Raw genomic sequence first — 17,871 nt, 5'->3', positions numbered from 1 at the left:
TTCGGGGGCGGTCAGCTCGGCAGGAGCACCGCCAGATCGTCCGGGAGCGGGCGCCCGGCCGCGCGGCGCTCGTCCGCGAAGCGGCCGGCCATCGCGCGCAGCTCGGCGTCGCTGCGCTCCTCCAGCCCGGCGACCGCTGCGAGCGGGACGCCGAGGAAGACGAGCTTGAGCACCCCGTGCCGCCAGGCGTGCGCGTCGAGGTGGCGGCGGGCGAAGGAGCCCATCGCCGCGGCGACGAGCCGGGTGTCGTTGGCGCGCAGGGCGTCGGCGGTCAGCTCGAGGCCGGCGAGGGTCGTAGCCGGTCCCGGGTCGCCGAGGGCGTTCAGCCCGGCCAGCACTCCGCGGCGCTCGGCGCCGTCCCCGCCGCGGTAGAGGCGGAGGAGGAGAGCGGCCAGGTCGTCGTCGCCGAGCGCCTGCGCGGCGGCCTGCACCAGGGCGGCGCGGGCCGCGTCGTCGTGCGTGCCGTGGACGAGGCCGTGCGGGTCCTCGGCGGGCCGGAGCGGCTCGCGTCCGGCCTCGCGGCCCGCGGCGGGGAAGAAGCGCTCGATCCGCGACGGGCGCTCGAGGACGGCGGAGCGGGCGGCCGCGGTCCACGGGTGCTCGGCGTGCGAGGAGGCGCCGCCGAGCGCCTCCTCCATCGCCGCGAGACTCGCCACGGCCAGGCGGGGCGCGTCGTGCGAGTGCCGGGGCAGCTCGACGGCGGCGATCCCGCGGTAGCCGATCTCGGCGAGGGTCGCGAAGGCGGCCGCGAGGTCGAGCGATCCGGTGCCGAGCTCGAGGTGCTCGTGCCGCTCCGGGAGCATGTCGTCGACCTGCACGTTCAGCAGCAGGTCCCCGGCGCTGCGGAGGGCTCCGACCACGCCGTCCGGCTCCACCACGACGCAGTGGCCGAGGTCGACCGTCAGCCCGACCGACTCCGGGTCGCCGAGCTCGCGGCGCAGCAGCAGCGCGTCGGCCACCGTCTCCACCAGCATCCCCGGCTCGGCCTCGACGGCCAGCCGCACGCCGTGGCGCTCGGCCGTCGCGACGACGCCGCGCATCCGCTCGACGAGAAGACGCCAGGCCGCGGCCGCATCCGCGCCCGCCGGCACGACCCCCGACCAGAGGGAGACGGCGTCGGCGCCCAGCAGCGCGGCGATCTCGATCGCGCGCTCGAGGAAGCGGACCCGGGGGCCGGCCTCCTCGTCGACCAGCGTGGGGCGGTGCTTCGCGAACGGGTCGAGCAGGTACCGCGCGCCCGTCTCGACGACCACGCGCAGGCCCAGCTCGTCGAGCCGCGACCGGAGCGCCAGCGTCCGCTCGCGCCAGTCGGCTGCGAAGGGATCGAGGTGCGGGTGCCCGAGGGTGAGCGCGACGGCGCGGTACCCCGCGGCGTGGATCACCGTGAGCGCGTCGTCGAGGGTGTGGTCGGCGAAGCCGTTGGTGCCGTAGCCGAGGACGGGTCCGGTGGCGCTCATGTGATGTCCGCCGTCCGCGGGCGGCGGAGCAGGAGGGAGCCGAGCGCGTCGAGCGCGAGCAGCGCCGCCCCCAGCTCGGGACGCTTCAGACCGGCGAGCGCGGCCTGCAGCGGGATCATCCCGGTGATGCCCGCGCGGGTCGCCGTCCGCGCGGCCGCGGCCGTCGGCGTCCGCACGGCCTGCAGCTGCGCGGTGAGCACGAGCAGGAGCCAGCGCCCGAGGCCCGCGGCGACGACCGCGGCGGGGGCGGCCCGGCGCTCGGCCAGAGCGCCGGCCGCGGTGGACAGCGCGATCGCCGCGGTGCCGGCCGAGACCGCACCCGCCGCGACCGGGGTGGTGCCGTGCACCTCGCCGCGCGAGAGCACGGTGACGCCGAGCGTGTGCGCGGCCACAGCGGCGGAGGCGGGGGCCGCCGCGCGCACGCCGTCGACGCCCGCGCCGAGCAGCACGTCGAGACCGCGGCAGGCCGCCATCACGACCGGGCCCAGCGGAGTCGGCTTCGCGAGCAGGTCGTACGACCAGATCCCGGCCGCGAGCGGCAGCGAGAGCGCGAGCGAGCGCCGCCCGTCCACGACGGCCGCCACGACGATCCCCGCCGCGGTCAGCGCGGCCGCCGTGCCCAGCGCCGCCGAGCGCCGGATGCGCCCCGAGGGGATCGGCCGCTCGGGCCGCTCCCGGGCGTCGAGCTCGGCGTCCGCGTAGTCGTTGAGCGCCATGCCCGCCGAGTAGAGCAGCGCGGAGGACAGCGGGAGCGCGACCGTGCGCGCTCCCACTCCGCGGCCCGCCCACGCTCCGCCCGCGACGGTGTCGCCGATCACGGTGAGCGCGGCCTTCGCGCGGACGAGCTCGAGGTAGTCGCGCAGCTCAGCCATCGCTCCGCGTCCCGCTCGTCACCGGGGTGCGGCGCTCGGCGACGAGCGCGCCGGTGCGGGCGGACCAGGCCACCAGCTCCGCGGTCTGCTCGGCGAACCCGTGCACGTCGCTGCCCCACGGGTCCTTGAAGAAGAAGCCGAGCTCGCCGACCGGGCCCGAGACGCCGGCCTCGTCCGCGAGCGCCAGCAGGCGGGCGAGGTCGAGGATCAGCGGCGCCGCGAGGGCCGAGTCGTACGCCGACCAGATCGTCTGCACCGTGATCCGCGAGCCGAGGAAGCCCTCCGCGTGCACGTGGTCCCAGGCGGTCTTGACGTCGCCGAGGTCCGGGACGTTGTCGATGTGGAGCGGAGTGACGACGTCGTCGCCGAGGAGGCTGCGGAGTCCGCGGTTCTTCGAGACGAGCTTCGAGCGCACCGCCTCCGGGTCGGCGAGGGTCTGCCCGTCGCCGCCGCCGAGGAGGTTCGCCCCCGCCCACGAGAGCACGCGCATCCCGCGCGCCGTGAACATCGGCGCGAGCACGCTGCGGAGCAGGGTCTCCCCCGTCTTGCCGTCCTGGCCGGCGATCGGGATCCCGGCCTCGGCGGCCCACTCCTCCAGGGCCGGCAGAGCCAGCGCGGTCGAGGGAGTGAAGCAGGCGTAGGCCGCGCCCGCGACGACGGCCGAGAGGGCGGCGATCGAGCTCGGCGGCAGGAGGCGCTCGCCCGGACGCGCCAGGGCGGCGCGCAGAGCGGCGAGGTCGTGGAACTCGGGACGGTCGGCCGGCAGCACCTCGGTCGAGGCGACGTCGATCACGACGACCCGGGCGAGGCCGTGGCGCTCGCGGAAGGCGACGATGTCGGCGGCCCGGCGGTCGATCTCCTCCTGCTGCGACGCGGCGTCGGAGGGGGCGAGGCGGATCTCGGCGTCGGTCGCGTCGATCCGGTCGGCCACCTCGGCGACGACCGAGGTCGGGAACATGCCACCGGCCGCGAGGCCCGTGGCCTTCTCGAGCAGCGGGGTCGGCGAGACGTCGTGGCCGCCGATGACGATGTCGGCGAACCCGGCGAGCGGGACGTCCTCGAAGGCGGGGGTCGCGGTGGCGCAGCCCGAGCTGGGCGCGGCTCCGGCGGCGATGGCGTGCAGGCCCACGGCGGCCGTGGTGGCGACGCTGCCCCGGGCCCCGATCAGCCAGAGGCCGATGCGCCCGCTCGATCGGGGGGCGCCTGTGGTGGTGGTGTCGGACGAGGTCATCGTTCTCTCCTGTCTGGAAGGGCTGGCTGAGCGGCGATCGTCGGGGCGCACCCGGGCGATCGGAGTGGGGAGGGGCCGCGGCCGGGCGCGCGTCGCGCCTCCGGCCGGCCGTGTTGCGCAGGACCCGCACGCAGGGCCCGCCGAGATTGCGCGACCGTGCGTTGACTGGTTTCCTCAGGTGTGCTGTCCCCCGAACCCGTCCTCCGGGCCGAGAGAAGGAGCTGAGCGTGGCCGAGCGCGCGGGTACCGCGACCGGCGACATGCTGAGGCTGTTCGCCGACGGTCGGCCGCGCACCCGCGCCGAGCTGGTCGAGGAGACGGGCCTCGCGCGGACCGCGGTGATGACGCGCCTGGAGCAGTTCTTCGACCTCGGACTGATCGCGCACCTCGACCGCGCTCCGTCGACCGGCGGCCGCCCGTCCGCGCGCCTCGTCTTCGACCCGGCCGTCCGCTCGCTCCTGGCCATCGACCTGGGCGCGGCGCACTCGACCATCGCGCTGACCGACTTCGACGGCCGCATCATCGCCGAGCGCCGCGAGGAGCTCGACATCGCGCAGGGCCCCGTGGCGGTGCTCGGGCACGCGCTCGACGTCTGCGACGGGATCCTCGCCGCGGCCGGCGTCGACCGCTCCGCCCTCGCGGGAATCGGGGTCGGCGTGCCCGGCCCGGTGGAGCACGCGAGCGGCCGCCCGGTGCGCCCGCCGATCATGCCCGGCTGGGACGGCTTCGACATCCCCGCCTTCGTGCGCCGGCGCTACGACACCACGGTGCTCGTCGACAACGACGTGAACCTGCTGGCGCTCGGCGAGCGGGCCTCGCGGTTCCCGCACGCCCTCGATCTGATGTTCGTGAAGGTCGGCACCGGCATCGGCGCGGGCATCGTCTCGTCCGGGCTGCTCCAGCGCGGAGCCCTCGGCTCCGCCGGTGATCTCGGCCACGTCCAGGTGCCGCGCACGGCCCCGGCCGCGGCGGGCGGTCAGGAGGGGGACCTCGAGGCGGTCGCGGGCGGCTCCGCTCTGGCCGCCGGGCTCGCCCGGGCGGGCCGCGACGTGCAGTCGGTGCGCGAGCTGATCGACCTGCTGAAGGCGCGCGATCCCGAGGCCGTGGAGGCGGCGCGGATCGCGGGACTCCAGCTCGGCGAGGTGCTGGCCACCTGCGTGAGCCTGCTGAACCCCTCCGTCATCGTGCTGGGCGGCGCGGTCGCCCTCGCCAGCCCGGAGATCCTGACGGCCGTGCGCTCGGTGATCGACGAGCGCTCCCTCCCCCTCGCGACGCAGCGGCTCGACGTGGTGACCGCCGAGCTGGGCGGCAGCGGGGGCGTGCGCGGTGCCGCGCTGATGCTGCGCGGGCACCTGCTCAGCCCCGCCGTGGTGGACGGCTTCCTCGAGCAGCTGCGCGCCGAGGGGCGGGCGGTCCGCTAGAGCGGCGGCCGCGCGCCCGGAGATGGCGGGCCGCGCCGGCGCGATCCCTCGCGGACCGCGTCGGCCGCACCCGGTCAGGAGCGGACCTCCGCGCGGTCGGCGTCCTCCGGCTGGGCGCCGAGAGCGGCGGCGACGGCGGCGTCGATGCGCGCCTGCTCCCCCGCGGCCCGGCGGCGGCGGCGGACGACGGTCAGCACGATGAGCCCGATGAGCAGGGCGAGGAGGAGCACGGCGCTCCACGGCACGGCCGCGGCCGAGGTCTCGGCGGTGGCGACCGGCACGTCGGGGACGACGACGGCGGAGTCGGCCTGCGCGGCCTGGTCGGCGGTGACGACGGTGCCCGAGAGCGCGGCGCGGGCGGTCGCGACGAAGAGCGGCCAGACTCCGGCGACGGTCACGGTGCGCGAGACGGAGGTTCCGGGGAGGAGCTCGGGCAGCGGCTCCGGGTCGGTCGCGGACACCGGCGCGAGGCCGAAGAGGCCGGCGACGCTGATCTCGGCGCCCGGCGCGATACGGGTGTTGCCCGCGTTGGTCACGGTGTAGTCGACGGTCGCGGAGCCGGGGGCGAAGGGGTTCCAGCCGCCCTGGTACGAGACGGCGAGGCCGTCGATCGACAGGCGCGGGGCGAGCTCGCCGCCGACGCGGAGGTACATGCGCGAGCCCAGGCGCCGGTCGACCGAGACTCCGGTCTCGCCCTGCACCAGGATCGAGGAGACGACGCCCGCGGCGTAGTCGCCCGGGGTCACGTCGTCGGGGACGACGACCTCGAACGGGACCTGCACGCTCTCGCCGGCGGGCACGGTGACCTCGGGCTCGGGGAACGCGATCCAGCTGCCGAGCTGCGTCGAGGGCTCCGCGGCGGGGAGCAGGTCGAGCTGGCCGGCCTCGGTGATGAAGCCGTCGGAGCCGTAGACGCGGAACGTCTGCTCCTCGTCGTCGTAGTTGGAGACGATCAGGGCGTCGCTGAGGCGTCCGCCGGGATCGAGGGCGTACGCGTAGTTCGGCCGCTCGCTGCCCTGCTCGGTGTCGGCGGGGCGCACCCCCCAGGTGACCGGCGTGGAGGCGGGGTCCGCCTCCTGGGCACCCGCCTGAGCCGAGAGGCCGCCGGCTGCGAGGAGCGTCATCAGCAGCAGGGCGGCGGTGGTGCGGGAGGTGCGTGGCATGAGCGACATCGATCAGGCTTCCGTTGCAAGGGGGGATGCCTCCCCGCGGGACGCCGCTCCGGTACGCGGCACGCCGAGCGGGGCGGACCGGAGTGGCGTCTCGCGGGGAGACGGGGGGAGGGTGGGGCGGCCCGGAGGCCGCCCCACCGGTGCTAGCCGAGCGCGGTGAGCGTCAGCGTCGCGGTGTAGGTGCCGGTTCCGACCGAGAGCGGGAGCTTCAGGTCGAGGTCGGCGCCCAGGACCGAGGATCCGGTCGGGTGCTGCGCCGCGGCGGAGCCGAGGACGCGGGGCGTGGCGAGGCCGTTGCCCGAGTCGAACCCGGAGGGGACGGCTGCGCCGGCGACGGCACCGCCCGTGTTCTCCAGGACCTCGGGGGTCCAGCCGAGGTGCTTGCCCGAGAACGTCTTCTCGCCGGAGCGGAAGTCGCTCAGCTGGCCGGTGACCGACCAGGCCGGGCCGTTGAGGCGGGTGTCGGTCACGCGGACCGGCACGAGCTCACCGGAGGCGGCGAAGTGGTCGCCCTGCTCCTCGGCGACGCCGAGGTTCACCAGGTTGCTGGTGCCCTCGAGCGTCCAGGTCAGCTCGCCCTTGTTGGCCTCGGGGACGATGACGGCCACGGCCTGGTCGCCGGCCGCCGCAGCGCCCGCCGCCGTTCCCGTGAAGGTGCCGTCGACTCCGGCGGCGGTGTTGCCCGCGCCGAAGTTGACCGCCGGCGCGTTGTCGGCGAGCGCGATGCGCCCGCCGACCGTCGAGCCCGCGAGCTGGACGTTGCCGGAGTTGCCCGAGAGCGTGAGGTTCCCGCCCACCGTGTTGCCGAGGGCCGAGGCCGAGCCGTCCTCGTTCGCGCCCAGGAGGACGCCGCGCGAGGAGCCGGTGACGGCGAGCGAGCCGCCGACGATGGCGCCCTGCACGTTCACGCCGAAGTCGCTGCCGGCGAAGGTGGCGTCGCCGCCGACGCTGGTGCGGTCGACGTCGACGTAGTTCGCCGCGTCGGTGCTGACCGAGCCGTCGACCGAGAGGTCGCTGAACTCGACGTCGATCCCGCCGGCCTCGACCATGCCGCCGACCGTGAGGTCGCGCAGGTAGAGGAAGCCGTTGCGGCTGCCGTCCGAGAACGACACGACGTCTCCGCCGACGCTGGTGCCGTCGATCGAGATGCCGTACGCGTCGGTGCCGATCACGTCGCCGCCGATGGTCGCCGAGGTGGCGTCCAGCCAGGCGTCGTCGCCGACGATGACGTTGCCGGTGACGGTCACGTTGCCGAGCACGCAGGTCTGGCCCGCGCCGACGTTGAGATCTCCGGTGATCGTCTGGTTCCCGAGCTCGGTGGTGCAGTCCGTCGTCGCCGCGAAGGCGGACGGCGCGGCGACCATCGCGAGGGAGGCGGCCGCGAGGACCGCCGTGGGCGTCTTCCACTTCATGGGGGTTCTCCTCGGTGCGCTCGTGCGCGTCGTGCTGGTGGTGGTGCTGTCGGTGCGGCGCGCGCGGCGCGGGGTGCGCTCAGCCACGGAGCGCAGCGATCGCGGAGTAGCTGCGGGAAGCGGCCTCGAGGGAGTTCCCCGTGCTCGGCGGCGTCGCCAGCGTGGGAGCGGTGTCCTGCTCCCAGACGCCGAAGCGCTGGCCGCGGTCGCGCAGCTCCGAGAGGAACGCCTGGTAGGGCAGGTTGCCCGCGCCGAACTCGACGATGTCGTAGCCGTTGGTGTTGGCGTTGTTCGTCTTGCCGTCCTTGAGGTGCAGGATCGGGTAGCGGCGCGGGTTGCGCTTGATGTAGTCGAGCGGCTCGAAGCCCGGGTAGAGCTTCTTGCCGACGTACGCCCAGTAGACGTCCATCTCGAGGTACACGTGACGCGGGTCGGTGTTGTCGTAGAAGAGGTCGTACAGGCGGGTCTTGGGGTCGTCCGTGGCGAACCCGAACTCACCGGCGTGGTTGTGCTGGTAGAGCTTCATGCCCGCGGCCGAGACCTGCTGGCCCCACTTGTTCCACTCCTCCGCCGCGGCGAGGTAGCCCGCCTTGGTGTTGACGTTGGTGGGCGCGTTGCCGGTGCCGAGGTGCGGCGTGCCGAGGATCTGCGCGATCTCGATCTGCTTGCCCAGCTCCGAGCGGAGGAGGTTGGTGCCGACGTGCGAGCCGACGGCGCGGAGGCCGTTGTCGTCGAGCAGCTGGCGGATCTGCTGCGGGGTGATCGCTCCGACGTTGCCCTGGGTGTACCCGGCGAACTCGATCTCGCTGTAGCCGATGCGGCCGAGCTCCTCGAAGACGGCCCGGAAGCCGAGCGACGAGACCTTGTCGCGGACGCTGAAGAGCTGGATGCCGATGCGGTTGATCGGGACCAGGCGCGTGGATCCGGACGAGGGCGCGGGGGCGGCCGTGGCGGGTGCCGCGAGGGCTCCCGCTCCGACGCCGACCGCGACGGTCGATGCGGCCAGGGCCGTCATCAGCGAGCGCCGGCTCATCGGCTTGGCCGTGATGGATGCGTGGTGGTGGTGCATCATTTCTCCTTCGAAATGGCAGATGGTGCAGGGGGTGGGGGGCCGGCCGGCCCAGTCGAGCCGGCCGGCCCCTGCGCGGGGGCTACTGCTGGACGGTGAGGTTCAGCAGCGCCGACGCGGCGTTGGTGTCCGCCGTGGCGGTGTGGGTGACGGTCAGCTTGTAGCTGCCCGCCGCGAGCTTCGGGAGCGTCACCACGACGTGCCCGTTCTCGTCGAGGGTCCCGGTGAGCATCGCGACGGTGGAGAGGTTCCTCTTCACCATCACGCTCACCTGACCGGTGCCGGCGACACCCGTCGAGGACGTCGCGTCGACCGTGACCTGCGCGCTGGCGCCCGGCTTGACCGGGTTGGGCGAGACGGTCGCGGTGAGCTCCGAGGCGGCCTTCGAGACGATCAGGCGGGCGGTGCCCTCCGAGGCCTTGAAGGTGGCGTCCGAGCCGTACGCCGCACGGAGGGTGTGGGTGCCGGCGCCGAGGGTCTTCGGCAGGGCGAAGGTCGCCTTGCCGTCGTTCAGCGTCGCGCGGCCCAGCTCGGTGGCGCCCTCGTAGAGGACGACCTCTCCGCCGGGGTTCCCCCCCTGACCGGTGACCGTGACGGTCGCCTCGCCCGGTGCCCCGAAGGTCACGCGGGGAGCCGAGAGCGCCACGGTGGTGGTCGACGCGGCGGTCGGGGCGTTCGCCGCGGCCAGGTCGATCGTGAACTTCACCGTGCCGACCGCCGAGACGTTGCCGCCGGTGTCGGTGGCGCGGTACTGGATCGTCCGGGCGCCGTTCGTGGTGAACGGGACCGTGTACGCGCCGTTGACGGCGCGGACCGTGGTCCACGTCGTGCCGTTGTCGGCGGAGTACTGGACGGTGGAGAGCGCTCCGTTGTCCGTGGCGGTGAGGCCGAGGGTCACGGGCTTGTTGTAGACGCCGCCGACGCCCGCAGGCGCTGCCGGGTCGAGGGTCGCCGCGACGGTCGGAGCCGTCTTGTCACCGGCGCCGGCACCCTGGAAGGTGAGGGAGTCGAGCGACAGGCCGCTGGGCGAGGTCACGTAGAGCGAGCCGGTGCCGCGGGGGACGTTGGTGCCGAAGGGGACGAGGACGTCCTTCCAGCCGGCTCCCGCGGGGATGGTCGCCGTTCCGAAGGGCGCTGCGTCGGCAGCGTTCCAGCGGAGGTCGACGGTGCCCTCACCGGTGGCGCGGACCACGACGCCGGTCAGGTTGGCGAAGTTCACCGGGTCCCAGCGCAGGAAGGATCCCGCACCGAGTCCGCTGACGGCGTTGCCGCCGCTGGCGGTGGTGTCCGCGTAGGGCAGGACGCCCTCACGGGCGGCGTGCTCCGCCTCCTGCGTCTTCGGGTTCAGCCGCAGCGTCGCCTCGGCCGCAGCCGGGGGCAGGCCGTTGAAGCCGCCGTCCGTGTAGGTCACGACGACGGTGCCGTACAGCAGCGCGCCGGGGCCGTGCTCGGGCGAGTCCTTGGACGTCGGGAACGCTCCCTTGGCACCGGTGCCGGTGACCTCGGGGTGGGCGTGCTCGTCGTGGCCGAGGCCGTAGGTCCAGCCCACGCGGCTGCTGACGATCTGGTCGCCGTCCTCAGCGTCCTTGCCGGTCACCTGGTAGGGGATCGCGTCGCCCCAGCTGAAGAACGAGCCGTTGCCGGGCGTCTGGATCTGGATCTGCGGCGCCTGGTTGCCGACCGAGATGACCCGCGAGGTCAGGCTGAACTTGCCCTTGGCGTCGGTGACGCGCAGACGGGCCGTGAACTGTCCGAGCTCGGTGTAGGTCTTCTTGACGGACACTCCGGTGGCGTCGAAGGTGCCGTCGCCGTCGAAGTCCCAGTCGTAGGTGAGCGCGTCGCCCTCGGGGTCGGTCGATCCCTTGGCGTCGAACGTGACCTCGAGCGGGGTCTGCGAGGCGGACAGGGGGGTCGCGGTGAAGCGGGCCTGCGGCGCCTTGTTGCCCTCGGCGTAGTCGATCCGGTACAGGCCCGCGTCGGGGTTGGCGCGGAAGAATCCGTCGCCGTACTCGATCACGTACATCGACCCGTCGGGGCCGAACTCCATGTCCATCGGGTTGTCGTGGATCGGCTGCGCGGCCTGGCTGAGCGCCGCGTTGGGGAGGAAGTCCTCGATGTGCGTGACCGCGCGGTCCTCATCGAGCGTGAACGCCGCGATGTAGTCCTGCGAGAACTCGCCGAAGAAGGTCTTCTTGTCCCAGTACTCCGGGAACTTCGACGTCGAGGTGTTGTCCGCGTCGAAGTGGTACACCGGTCCGCCCATGGGGCCCTGGCCGGTGCTGGTCCCGAAGTTGACGAGCTCGTCGAACGGCTGGTCGCCGGGGTTGTCGCCGTAGTAGACGGTCGCCGCCTTGGCGTCCGGGATATCGACGAGGCCGGTGTTCCAGCGCGAGTTGTTCTTCAGGTTCTCCGGGTCGAAGAAGCCGCGGGGCGTCGACGTCTCGAAGTTCCACTCGTTGTACGGCGCGTTCGGTCCGTGGACGTAGGGCCAGCCGGAGTTGTGCGGCTCGTCCAGTCCGGTCGCGTTCCACTCGACGAGGCCCATCGGGCCGCGGACGCCGTCGGCCGCAGCGGCCTTCGTGGCGTCGGGGCCGTAGTCGCCCCAGGAGAGGGTGTTCGTCTCGGCGTCGACGTCGATCTTGAACGGGTTGCGGACGCCCATCACGAAGATCTCGGGGCGGGTCTTCTCGGTTCCCACCGGGAAGAGGTTGCCGTCGGGGATCGTGTACGAGCCGTCCTCCTGCACGGTGATCCGGAGGATCTTGCCGCGGAGGTCGTTCGTGTTGCCGGCGCCGCGACGCGAGTCGAAGCCCGGGTTCATGCGGGGCGCGTCGTTGTTCGGCGCGAAGCCCGCGGCACCCGGAGCGCTCGCTGGCGTGTTGTCGCCGGTGGAGAGGTACAGGTTGCCGTCGGCGTCCCAGTCGAAGTCGGCACCCACGTGGCAGCACTGCCCGCGCTGGGTCTCGATGTCGATGATCTTCTGCTCGCTCGCGAGATCGAGGCCCGAGCCGGTCCACTTGAACCGGGAGAGGCGGTTGATGCCCTTCCACTGGTCCCAGTAGCTGTCGGTCGCGCCCTCGGGCAGCATGTTCGGGGCCGCGCCGGTCGGGGTGTTCCCGGGGGGCGCGTAGACGAGGTAGACCCACTTGTTCTCGGCGAAGTCGGGGTCGATGCCGACGGACTGCAGCCCGTCCTCCGAGTTCTGGTACACGGGGATCGTGTTGACGACACGGGTGGTGCCGGTCTTGGGGTCGGTGTGGCGGATCTCGCCGTTCCGAGCGGTGTGGAGGACCGACTTGTCCGGGAGGACGGCCAGGTCGAGGGGCTCGCCGACGTTCTTCGTCAGCAGGACCTTCTCGTAGTTGCTCCAGTCGAGAGCGGATGCTCCGCCCTCGGAACCGTGGTCCACTCCGTCGTGGGCCGAGGCGGGCAGGCCGAGGGCGGTGAGTCCGGAGACCGTCACCATCCCGGCGATGCCGAGTGCGAGAAGACGCCTGATGCTTCTTCTCGAGGATCGCTTACCATTCATGCGTGATGTGATTCCTTCAATGAGGTGTTCATCGCAGAGGCCGGGTCCGTCGCTGTCCGCACGACTGAGCGGATCCGGTCTCCTCCTGTCCGGCCCTGGGGCCGGTGTCTTGCACTCCTCCTCCTCTCGCGGATGCCGGTGGCGCTGCGCTGCGGGTCGTCAGTGATCCCGGGGCGGCGCCGAGGTGGGGGCCGGCGCGGGATGGTTCCCGCGCCGACCCGGGCTGGTGGGGCCGATCAGGACTCGAAGGCCGAGGGCAGGTACTCGGAGACGTTGTCCTTGGTGACGACCGGCGCGAAGAGCTGGATCTGGCGCGGGACGCCGAGCGAGCTGGTGTCGGCCATCGACTTGTTCTGCTCGACGAGGCGGGCGAGCTTGATGCCGTCCGCGGCCTGGGTCGAGGGGTAGACGACCGTGGCCTTGACGACGGAGTCGTCGGCCTCGATCGCGCGCATCACGTTGGCCGATCCGGCGCCGCCGACGAAGAGGAACTCGTCGCGTCCGGCGGTGTCGATCGCCGCGAGGACGCCGACGCCCTGGTCGTCGTCGTGGTTCCAGATGGCGTCGATCTTCGGCGCGGCCTGGAGGAGGTTGGCCGCGGCCTGCTCTCCGCCCTGGACGGTGAAGTCGGCGGCGACGCGGTTGTCCACGTCGAGTCCGCAGCCCTCGAGCGCGTCCGAGAAGCCCTGGCTGCGCTCCTGGGTCAGCGGGAGGGAGTCGATGCCGGCGATCTCGGCGACGACGGCGTCGGGGTTGTCGCCGAGCTCCTCGCAGATGTAGGTGCCGGCGCTGACGCCCATGCCGTAGTTGTCGCCGAGGATGGTCGACCGGGCGGCGAAGGGGCTGGAGAACTCGCGGTCCACGTTGATGACGGTGATGCCCGCCTCCATCGCCTGGGTGGCGACCTGCGTGAGCGCCGCTCCGTCGATCGGCAGGAGCACGATCGCGTCGACGCCGTCGTTGATGAAGGTCTCGACCTGGCTGATCTGGAGGTTGACGTCGTTGGTGCCCTCCGCGGTGCGGAGCTCCACGTCGTCGTACTTCTCGGCCTCGGCGATGGCGGCGCGGCTGACCGCGCCCATCCAGCCGTGGTCGGCGGCGGGAGCGGTGAAGCCGATGACGACGTTGTCGCCGGAGGCGTCGTTGTCCGAGGCGGCCACGGCGGCGGCGGTCCCGCCGGAGGCGGCGTTGCCGGTCTCGACCGGGGCGTTCGAGATGCAGCCGGTGAGCATCAGCGCGACGGCGCCGAAGGCGACGCCGGCCGAGCCGAGTCGGGCGGTGCGGGAGAGGCGGCTGCGGGTGAAGGGGCGTGCGGGCATGGAAGTGATCTCCTTCGATCGATCCGAGGGGTCCGAGGGCACACGTGTCCTGCGGAGAGGTGACCTGAGTGGTCGGGTGGGTTGCTGTGTGTGGAGGAGCGGGGCCGGAGCCCCGGGGTCAGGACTTCCTGCCGCGGGCGGCGAACCGCTGCTGCAGCAGGACGGCGGCGACGATGATCGCGCCCTTCGCGACGGCCTGAGTCGAGGTCGACATGTTGTTCTGCGTGAACACGTTGGTCAGGGTCGTGAAGATGAGGACGCCGAACACGGTGCCGACGATGGTGCCGCGGCCGCCGGCCAGCAGCGTGCCTCCGACGACGACCGCCGCGATGGCGTCGAGCTCGTAGAGGAGGCCGTTGGTCGAGCTGCCGGCGGTGGTGCGGGCGAGCATCATGACGGCGGCGATGCCGGCGGTGAGCCCGGCGAGGCCGTAGACGTACATGGTGTGGCGGCGGACCTTGATGCCGGCGAGGCGGGCGGCCTCGGGGTTGCCGCCGACCGCGATGGTGCGACGGCCGAAGGTGGTGCGGTTGAGCAGGATCCAGCCGGCGACGGCGACGACCACGAAGATCAGCACGAGCACCGGGATGCCGAGCACGTCGGCGCGGAAGAAGTCGAGGAACGGCGTGACCGTGACGACCTGCGTCTGGCGGTTCGAGATCAGCTCGGCGAAGCCGCGGGCGGCGACGAGCATCGCCAGCGTGGCCATGAACGCGACGACCCGGCCGTAGGCGATCAGCGCGCCGTTGATGAGGCCGCAGACGAGGCCGACGACGACCGCGGTGAGCACGATCACCAGCCAGGAGGTGTTGGCCGCGTAGTACTGGGTCGAGACCGTGCTCGCCCAGACCGTCGCGAGCCCCATCACGGAGCCGACCGAGAGGTCGATGCCGCCGGAGGTGATGACGAAGGTCATCCCGATGCTCAGCACGCCGATGACGGCGGCGAGGCGGAGGATCGTGAGCACGTTGTCGACGCTGGCGAAGCGCTCCCCCGCGGTCGCGAATCCGACGATGCAGAGGATCACCAGTGCGAGCAGCAGCCCGACGTTGCGGCCGAGGGAGCCCTGCATGAGGCGGGCGATCCCGGAGCGGGAGTCCTTCGAGGGCACGCCCCCGGAGGAGCCTCCCGTCGCGGCCGACGCGTGACGGGCGGCGTCCTCCTGCGGACCGCCGATCGACGGCGACGCGGTGTCGAGCTGTCCGCTCACGCTGCACTTCCTTCCATGACGAGATCGAGCACGCGGTGCTCGTCGATCGAATCGGCCGGGCCCTCGTGGACCACGGCGCCGTCGGAGATCACGAGCACTCGGTCGGAGAGTCCGAGGACCTCGCCGATCTCGCTGGAGACCACGAGCACGGCGGCGCCGTTGGTCGCGAGGTCCCTGATCAGGGTGTAGATCTCGGCCCGTGCGCCGACGTCGACCCCGCGGGTCGGCTCGTCGAGCAGCAGGACGCGGCAGCCGCGCACGAGCCAGCGGGCGAGGAGCGCCTTCTGCTGGTTGCCTCCGGAGAGGGTGCGGGCGTCGCGGTCGACCCCGGAGGGCCGCAGGTCGAGGGAGACCGCCTGCTCGGCCGCCGCCGCGCGCTCGGAGCGCTCGTCGAGGAAGCCGCGCTTGGCGAAGCGGTCGAAGGTCGAGAGGGTGATGTTGCGGTAGACCGGCTCGTCCAGGAGCAGGCCCTGGCTCTTGCGCTCCTCCGGGCAGAGGCCGATGCCGGCGTCGACCGCCGAGGTGACGGAGCCGGCGCGCAGGCGCTTGCCCGCCACGCTGACCGTCCCGGTGCTGGCGCGGCGCGCCCCGTAGATGGTCTCGAGGATCTCGGAGCGGCCGGAGCCGACCAGCCCCGCGAGCCCGACGACCTCGCCGGCGCGGATCTCGAGGGAGACGTCCGAGAAGGAGCCCTGCAGGCCCAGCTTCTCGACCTTCAGCAGCGTCTCGGCCTCGACGTCGAGCTCCTGGCGGTCCGGGAACACGTACTCGACGGCGCGGCCGGTCATCAGGGTGATGAGCTTCGAGGTGGGGGTGTCGGCGACCGCGAGGTTCTGCGCGACGGTGGCGCCGTCCTTGATCACGGTGATCCGGTCGCCGATGGCGCGGATCTCGTCGAGGCGGTGCGAGATGTACACGATGGCGACGCCGGAGGCGGTGAGCTGGCGCACCACGTGGAAGAGGTTCTCCACCTCCTCGGAGTCGAGCACCGCGGAGGGCTCGTCCATGATGATGACCCGCGCGTCGTGCGAGAGGGCGCGGGCCATCTGCACGATCTGCTTGCCGGCGGCGGAGAGCGTGCCGACCTCGCGGTTCGGCGAGATCTCGGAGTGGCCGAGGCGCTCCATCAGCTCGCGGGTGATCCTCGTGGCCTTCGCCCGGGCGGTGAAGCCGCCGCGGGAGAGCTCGTGGCCGAGGAAGATGTTCTCGGCGACGGAGAGGCCGTCGACGACGTCGAGCTCCTGGTACATCGTCGCGATGCCCAGGGCGAGGGCCGCCGTCGGGGACGGGATCGTGACGACGTTCCCGTCGACGAGGATCTCGCCCTCGGTGGGCTGGTGGGCCCCGGCGAGGGTCTTGATGAGGGTGGACTTGCCGGCGCCGTTCTGGCCGAGGAGGCAGTGCACCTCACCGGGTCGGACATCGAGGTCGACGCCGTCGAGAGCACGGGCGCCGGGGAAGACCTTCACGATGCCGCGCATCTGCAGAAGCAGCTGCTGAGACTCGTCGGAGGTGCGGGGAAGAGGCTGTGCAGCAGTGCTGCGGGGGTCTGCGGTGACCATGCGGATGAAGCTACTTCCACTTACGTCGCGGGTCAAGCAAAAGTTCTGAACCGATTCGAAGGCGGTTCGGGTGATCGCCCAGTCGCCCCGAGGGCTTCCTGCTACCGCGTCAGGGCTGGGATCCGCGGGATTACGCGACATCTGACGGCGGCGGTTGAGACATTCCGTCCGTGATAGAGCGCTCTCCGAACCCTATGAACGCGCTCATGTCGGTGCAGCCCGGGCGCGTCGCCCCGGAGGCGGCCTCGCCGAGCGCGGTAGCGCCCGCGCCCCGACCCGTGGCAGGGTCGTACGGCCGACGAAAGGACGACGATGTCGAACGACCGAGCCCTGCGCGTCGCGATGGTGGGGACCGCCTTCATGGGCCGCACCCACTCGCACGCCTGGCGCACCGCCTCCCGCTTCTTCCCCCTCCCCCTCCGCCCCGAGCTCGCCGTGCTCGTGGGGAGCAACCCCGACTCGACCGCGGAGCGCGCCGAGCGGCTGGGCTGGAGCGAGGCCTCCACCGACTGGCGGGCCGTCATCGCCCGCGACGACATCGACCTCGTCGACATCTGCACCCCGGGCGACACCCACGCCGAGATCGCCATCGCGGCCCTCGAGGCCGGCAAGCACGTGCTGTGCGAGAAGCCCCTCGCCAACTCCGTCGAGGAGGCGGAGCGGATGGTCGCCGCGGCCGCCGCCTCCGGCAAGGTGGCGATGTGCGGCTTCAGCTACCGCCGCACCCCGGCCCTCGCCCTCGCGAAGCGCTTCATCGAGGAGGGCCGCCTCGGCGACATCCGCCACGTGCGCGCCCAGTACCTGCAGGACTGGCTGTCCGACTCCGAGGCGCCGCTGACCTGGCGCCTGCAGAAGGAGCGCGCCGGCTCGGGCGCCCTCGGCGACATCGGCGCGCACAGCATCGACACCGCCCAGTGGCTGACCGGCCGCGGCATCACCTCGGTCTCGGCGACGCTGCGCACCTTCACCACCGAGCGCCCCGTGCTCAGCGAGCAGGTCGGCCTCGGCGGCCGCGCCGGTGCCGACGCCCCGCGCGGCGCCGTGACCGTCGACGACGCCGCGGCCTTCACCGCCTCCTTCGAGGGCGGCGCCCTGGGCGTCTTCGAGGCGACCCGCGTCGCGACCGGCCGCCGCAACGCCAACCGGATCGAGGTGAACGGCGAGCTCGGCTCGATCGCGTTCGACTTCGAGCGGATGAACGAGCTCGAGTACTACGACGCCCGCGACCCCGAGGAGGCGCAGGGCTTCCGGCGCATCCAGGTCACCGAGCCGGCGCACCCGTACATGGCGGCCTGGTGGCCGACCGGGCACGGCATCGGCTACGAGCACCTCTTCACGCACCAGGTCGTCGACCTCGTCGAGGCGATCGCCGGAGGCACGGCGGTCACGCCCACATTCGCCGACGCCCTCGACGTGCAGCGCGTCCTCGACGCGGTCGCCACCAGCGCGGGCGCGTCGTCCGTCTCCACGCCGGTCGCCCGCTGACCCGACCGTCCCCTCCCCGCGAGATGCCGCTCCGGTGCGCCTCCCCCGGCGTGTCGCGTGCCGAAGCGGCGTCTCACGGAAGGGGGCGGCGGGCGCGGGGAGTCACAGTCGGCGCCGTGCGCCGATCCTGCG

General features: G+C 72.9%; 12 protein-coding genes. 2 read left to right on the top strand and 10 right to left on the bottom strand.

The features are described from left to right. Positions 1–11: 11 nt before the first annotated feature. Genes C5C35_RS17295 through C5C35_RS12770 form a run of 3 tightly spaced genes read right to left on the bottom strand, consistent with a single transcriptional unit; the run spans position 12 to position 3,560 of the window. Positions 12–1,457: an EboA domain-containing protein gene (locus C5C35_RS17295; RefSeq protein WP_104263224.1), complete on the bottom strand. Its 1,446-nt coding sequence runs from the start codon at positions 1,455–1,457 to the stop codon at positions 12–14. Beyond that, positions 1,454–2,329 carry an SCO3242 family prenyltransferase gene (locus C5C35_RS12775; RefSeq protein WP_219812291.1) on the bottom strand — a complete coding sequence of 292 codons (876 nt, stop codon included), beginning with the start codon at positions 2,327–2,329 and terminating at the stop codon, positions 1,454–1,456. Before C5C35_RS12775 ends, C5C35_RS17295 begins: the two co-directional genes overlap by 4 nt. Continuing rightward, positions 2,322–3,560, bottom strand: a complete 1,239-nt coding sequence (locus C5C35_RS12770) for an inositol-3-phosphate synthase (RefSeq protein ID WP_104226602.1) — start codon at positions 3,558–3,560, stop codon at positions 2,322–2,324. Before C5C35_RS12770 ends, C5C35_RS12775 begins: the two co-directional genes overlap by 8 nt. 227 nt (positions 3,561–3,787) lie before the next feature. Here C5C35_RS12770 and C5C35_RS12765 point away from each other — a divergent pair, with 227 nt between their 5' ends. Next, positions 3,788–4,981: an ROK family protein gene (locus tag C5C35_RS12765; protein ID WP_258059432.1), complete on the top strand. Its 1,194-nt coding sequence runs from the start codon at positions 3,788–3,790 to the stop codon at positions 4,979–4,981. 74 nt (positions 4,982–5,055) lie between these two features. On the opposite strand, the gene C5C35_RS12760 is transcribed toward C5C35_RS12765, so the two are convergent. From C5C35_RS12760 to C5C35_RS12730, 7 genes are all read right to left on the bottom strand, one after another. After that, positions 5,056–6,144 (bottom strand): hypothetical protein, encoded by a 1,089-nt coding sequence (locus C5C35_RS12760; RefSeq protein WP_146078976.1) that lies wholly within the window; start codon positions 6,142–6,144, stop codon positions 5,056–5,058. A 152-nt stretch (positions 6,145–6,296) separates the two neighbouring features. Beyond that, entirely contained in the window at positions 6,297–7,565 is a 1,269-nt protein-coding gene (locus C5C35_RS12755) for a hypothetical protein (protein ID WP_104226600.1), read from the bottom strand. Positions 7,566–7,644: 79 nt separating this feature from the next. Then, complete coding sequence (locus tag C5C35_RS12750) at positions 7,645–8,634, bottom strand: sugar phosphate isomerase/epimerase (protein ID WP_219813837.1); 990 nt, start codon at positions 8,632–8,634, stop codon at positions 7,645–7,647. 82 nt (positions 8,635–8,716) lie between these two features. After that, entirely contained in the window at positions 8,717–12,163 is a 3,447-nt protein-coding gene (locus C5C35_RS12745) for a PQQ-dependent sugar dehydrogenase (RefSeq protein ID WP_146086983.1), read from the bottom strand. A 236-nt stretch (positions 12,164–12,399) separates the two neighbouring features. Further along, complete coding sequence (locus C5C35_RS12740) at positions 12,400–13,482, bottom strand: substrate-binding domain-containing protein (RefSeq protein ID WP_104222461.1); 1,083 nt, start codon at positions 13,480–13,482, stop codon at positions 12,400–12,402. 118 nt (positions 13,483–13,600) lie between these two features. Then, positions 13,601–14,554, bottom strand: a complete 954-nt coding sequence (locus tag C5C35_RS12735) for an ABC transporter permease (protein ID WP_068256795.1) — start codon at positions 14,552–14,554, stop codon at positions 13,601–13,603. 134 nt (positions 14,555–14,688) lie between these two features. Beyond that, positions 14,689–16,173, bottom strand: a complete 1,485-nt coding sequence (locus tag C5C35_RS12730; RefSeq protein WP_208543410.1) for a sugar ABC transporter ATP-binding protein — start codon at positions 16,171–16,173, stop codon at positions 14,689–14,691. A gap of 393 nt (positions 16,174–16,566) precedes the next feature. Between C5C35_RS12730 and C5C35_RS12725 the strand changes: the two genes are divergently transcribed. Next, complete coding sequence (locus C5C35_RS12725) at positions 16,567–17,739, top strand: Gfo/Idh/MocA family protein (RefSeq protein WP_104226598.1); 1,173 nt, start codon at positions 16,567–16,569, stop codon at positions 17,737–17,739. The last annotated feature ends 132 nt before the right edge of the window (positions 17,740–17,871 follow it).

Origin of the sequence: Rathayibacter sp. AY1F8 (genome assembly GCF_002932165.1) — a bacterium.
Taxonomy (GTDB): domain Bacteria; phylum Actinomycetota; class Actinomycetes; order Actinomycetales; family Microbacteriaceae; genus Rathayibacter.
This window is presented reverse-complemented; position numbering and strand designations above follow the sequence as displayed.

What these genes read in the sequence shown, in the direction of transcription:
- C5C35_RS17295 (WP_104263224.1), bottom strand. Translation starts at nt 1,457, where the DNA reads ATGAGCGCCACCGGACCCGTCCTCGGCTACGGCACCAACGGCTTCGCC.
- C5C35_RS12775 (WP_219812291.1), bottom strand. Translation starts at nt 2,329, where the DNA reads ATGGCTGAGCTGCGCGACTACCTCGAGCTCGTCCGCGCGAAGGCCGCG.
- C5C35_RS12770 (WP_104226602.1), bottom strand. Translation starts at nt 3,560, where the DNA reads ATGACCTCGTCCGACACCACCACCACAGGCGCCCCCCGATCGAGCGGG.
- C5C35_RS12760 (WP_146078976.1), bottom strand. Translation starts at nt 6,144, where the DNA reads ATGCCACGCACCTCCCGCACCACCGCCGCCCTGCTGCTGATGACGCTC.
- C5C35_RS12755 (WP_104226600.1), bottom strand. Translation starts at nt 7,565, where the DNA reads ATGAAGTGGAAGACGCCCACGGCGGTCCTCGCGGCCGCCTCCCTCGCG.
- C5C35_RS12750 (WP_219813837.1), bottom strand. Translation starts at nt 8,634, where the DNA reads ATGCACCACCACCACGCATCCATCACGGCCAAGCCGATGAGCCGGCGC.
- C5C35_RS12745 (WP_146086983.1), bottom strand. Translation starts at nt 12,163, where the DNA reads ATGAATGGTAAGCGATCCTCGAGAAGAAGCATCAGGCGTCTTCTCGCA.
- C5C35_RS12740 (WP_104222461.1), bottom strand. Translation starts at nt 13,482, where the DNA reads ATGCCCGCACGCCCCTTCACCCGCAGCCGCCTCTCCCGCACCGCCCGA.
- C5C35_RS12735 (WP_068256795.1), bottom strand. Translation starts at nt 14,554, where the DNA reads ATGCAGGGCTCCCTCGGCCGCAACGTCGGGCTGCTGCTCGCACTGGTG.
- C5C35_RS12730 (WP_208543410.1), bottom strand. Translation starts at nt 16,173, where the DNA reads ATGCGCGGCATCGTGAAGGTCTTCCCCGGCGCCCGTGCTCTCGACGGC.
- C5C35_RS12725 (WP_104226598.1), top strand. Translation starts at nt 16,567, where the DNA reads ATGTCGAACGACCGAGCCCTGCGCGTCGCGATGGTGGGGACCGCCTTC.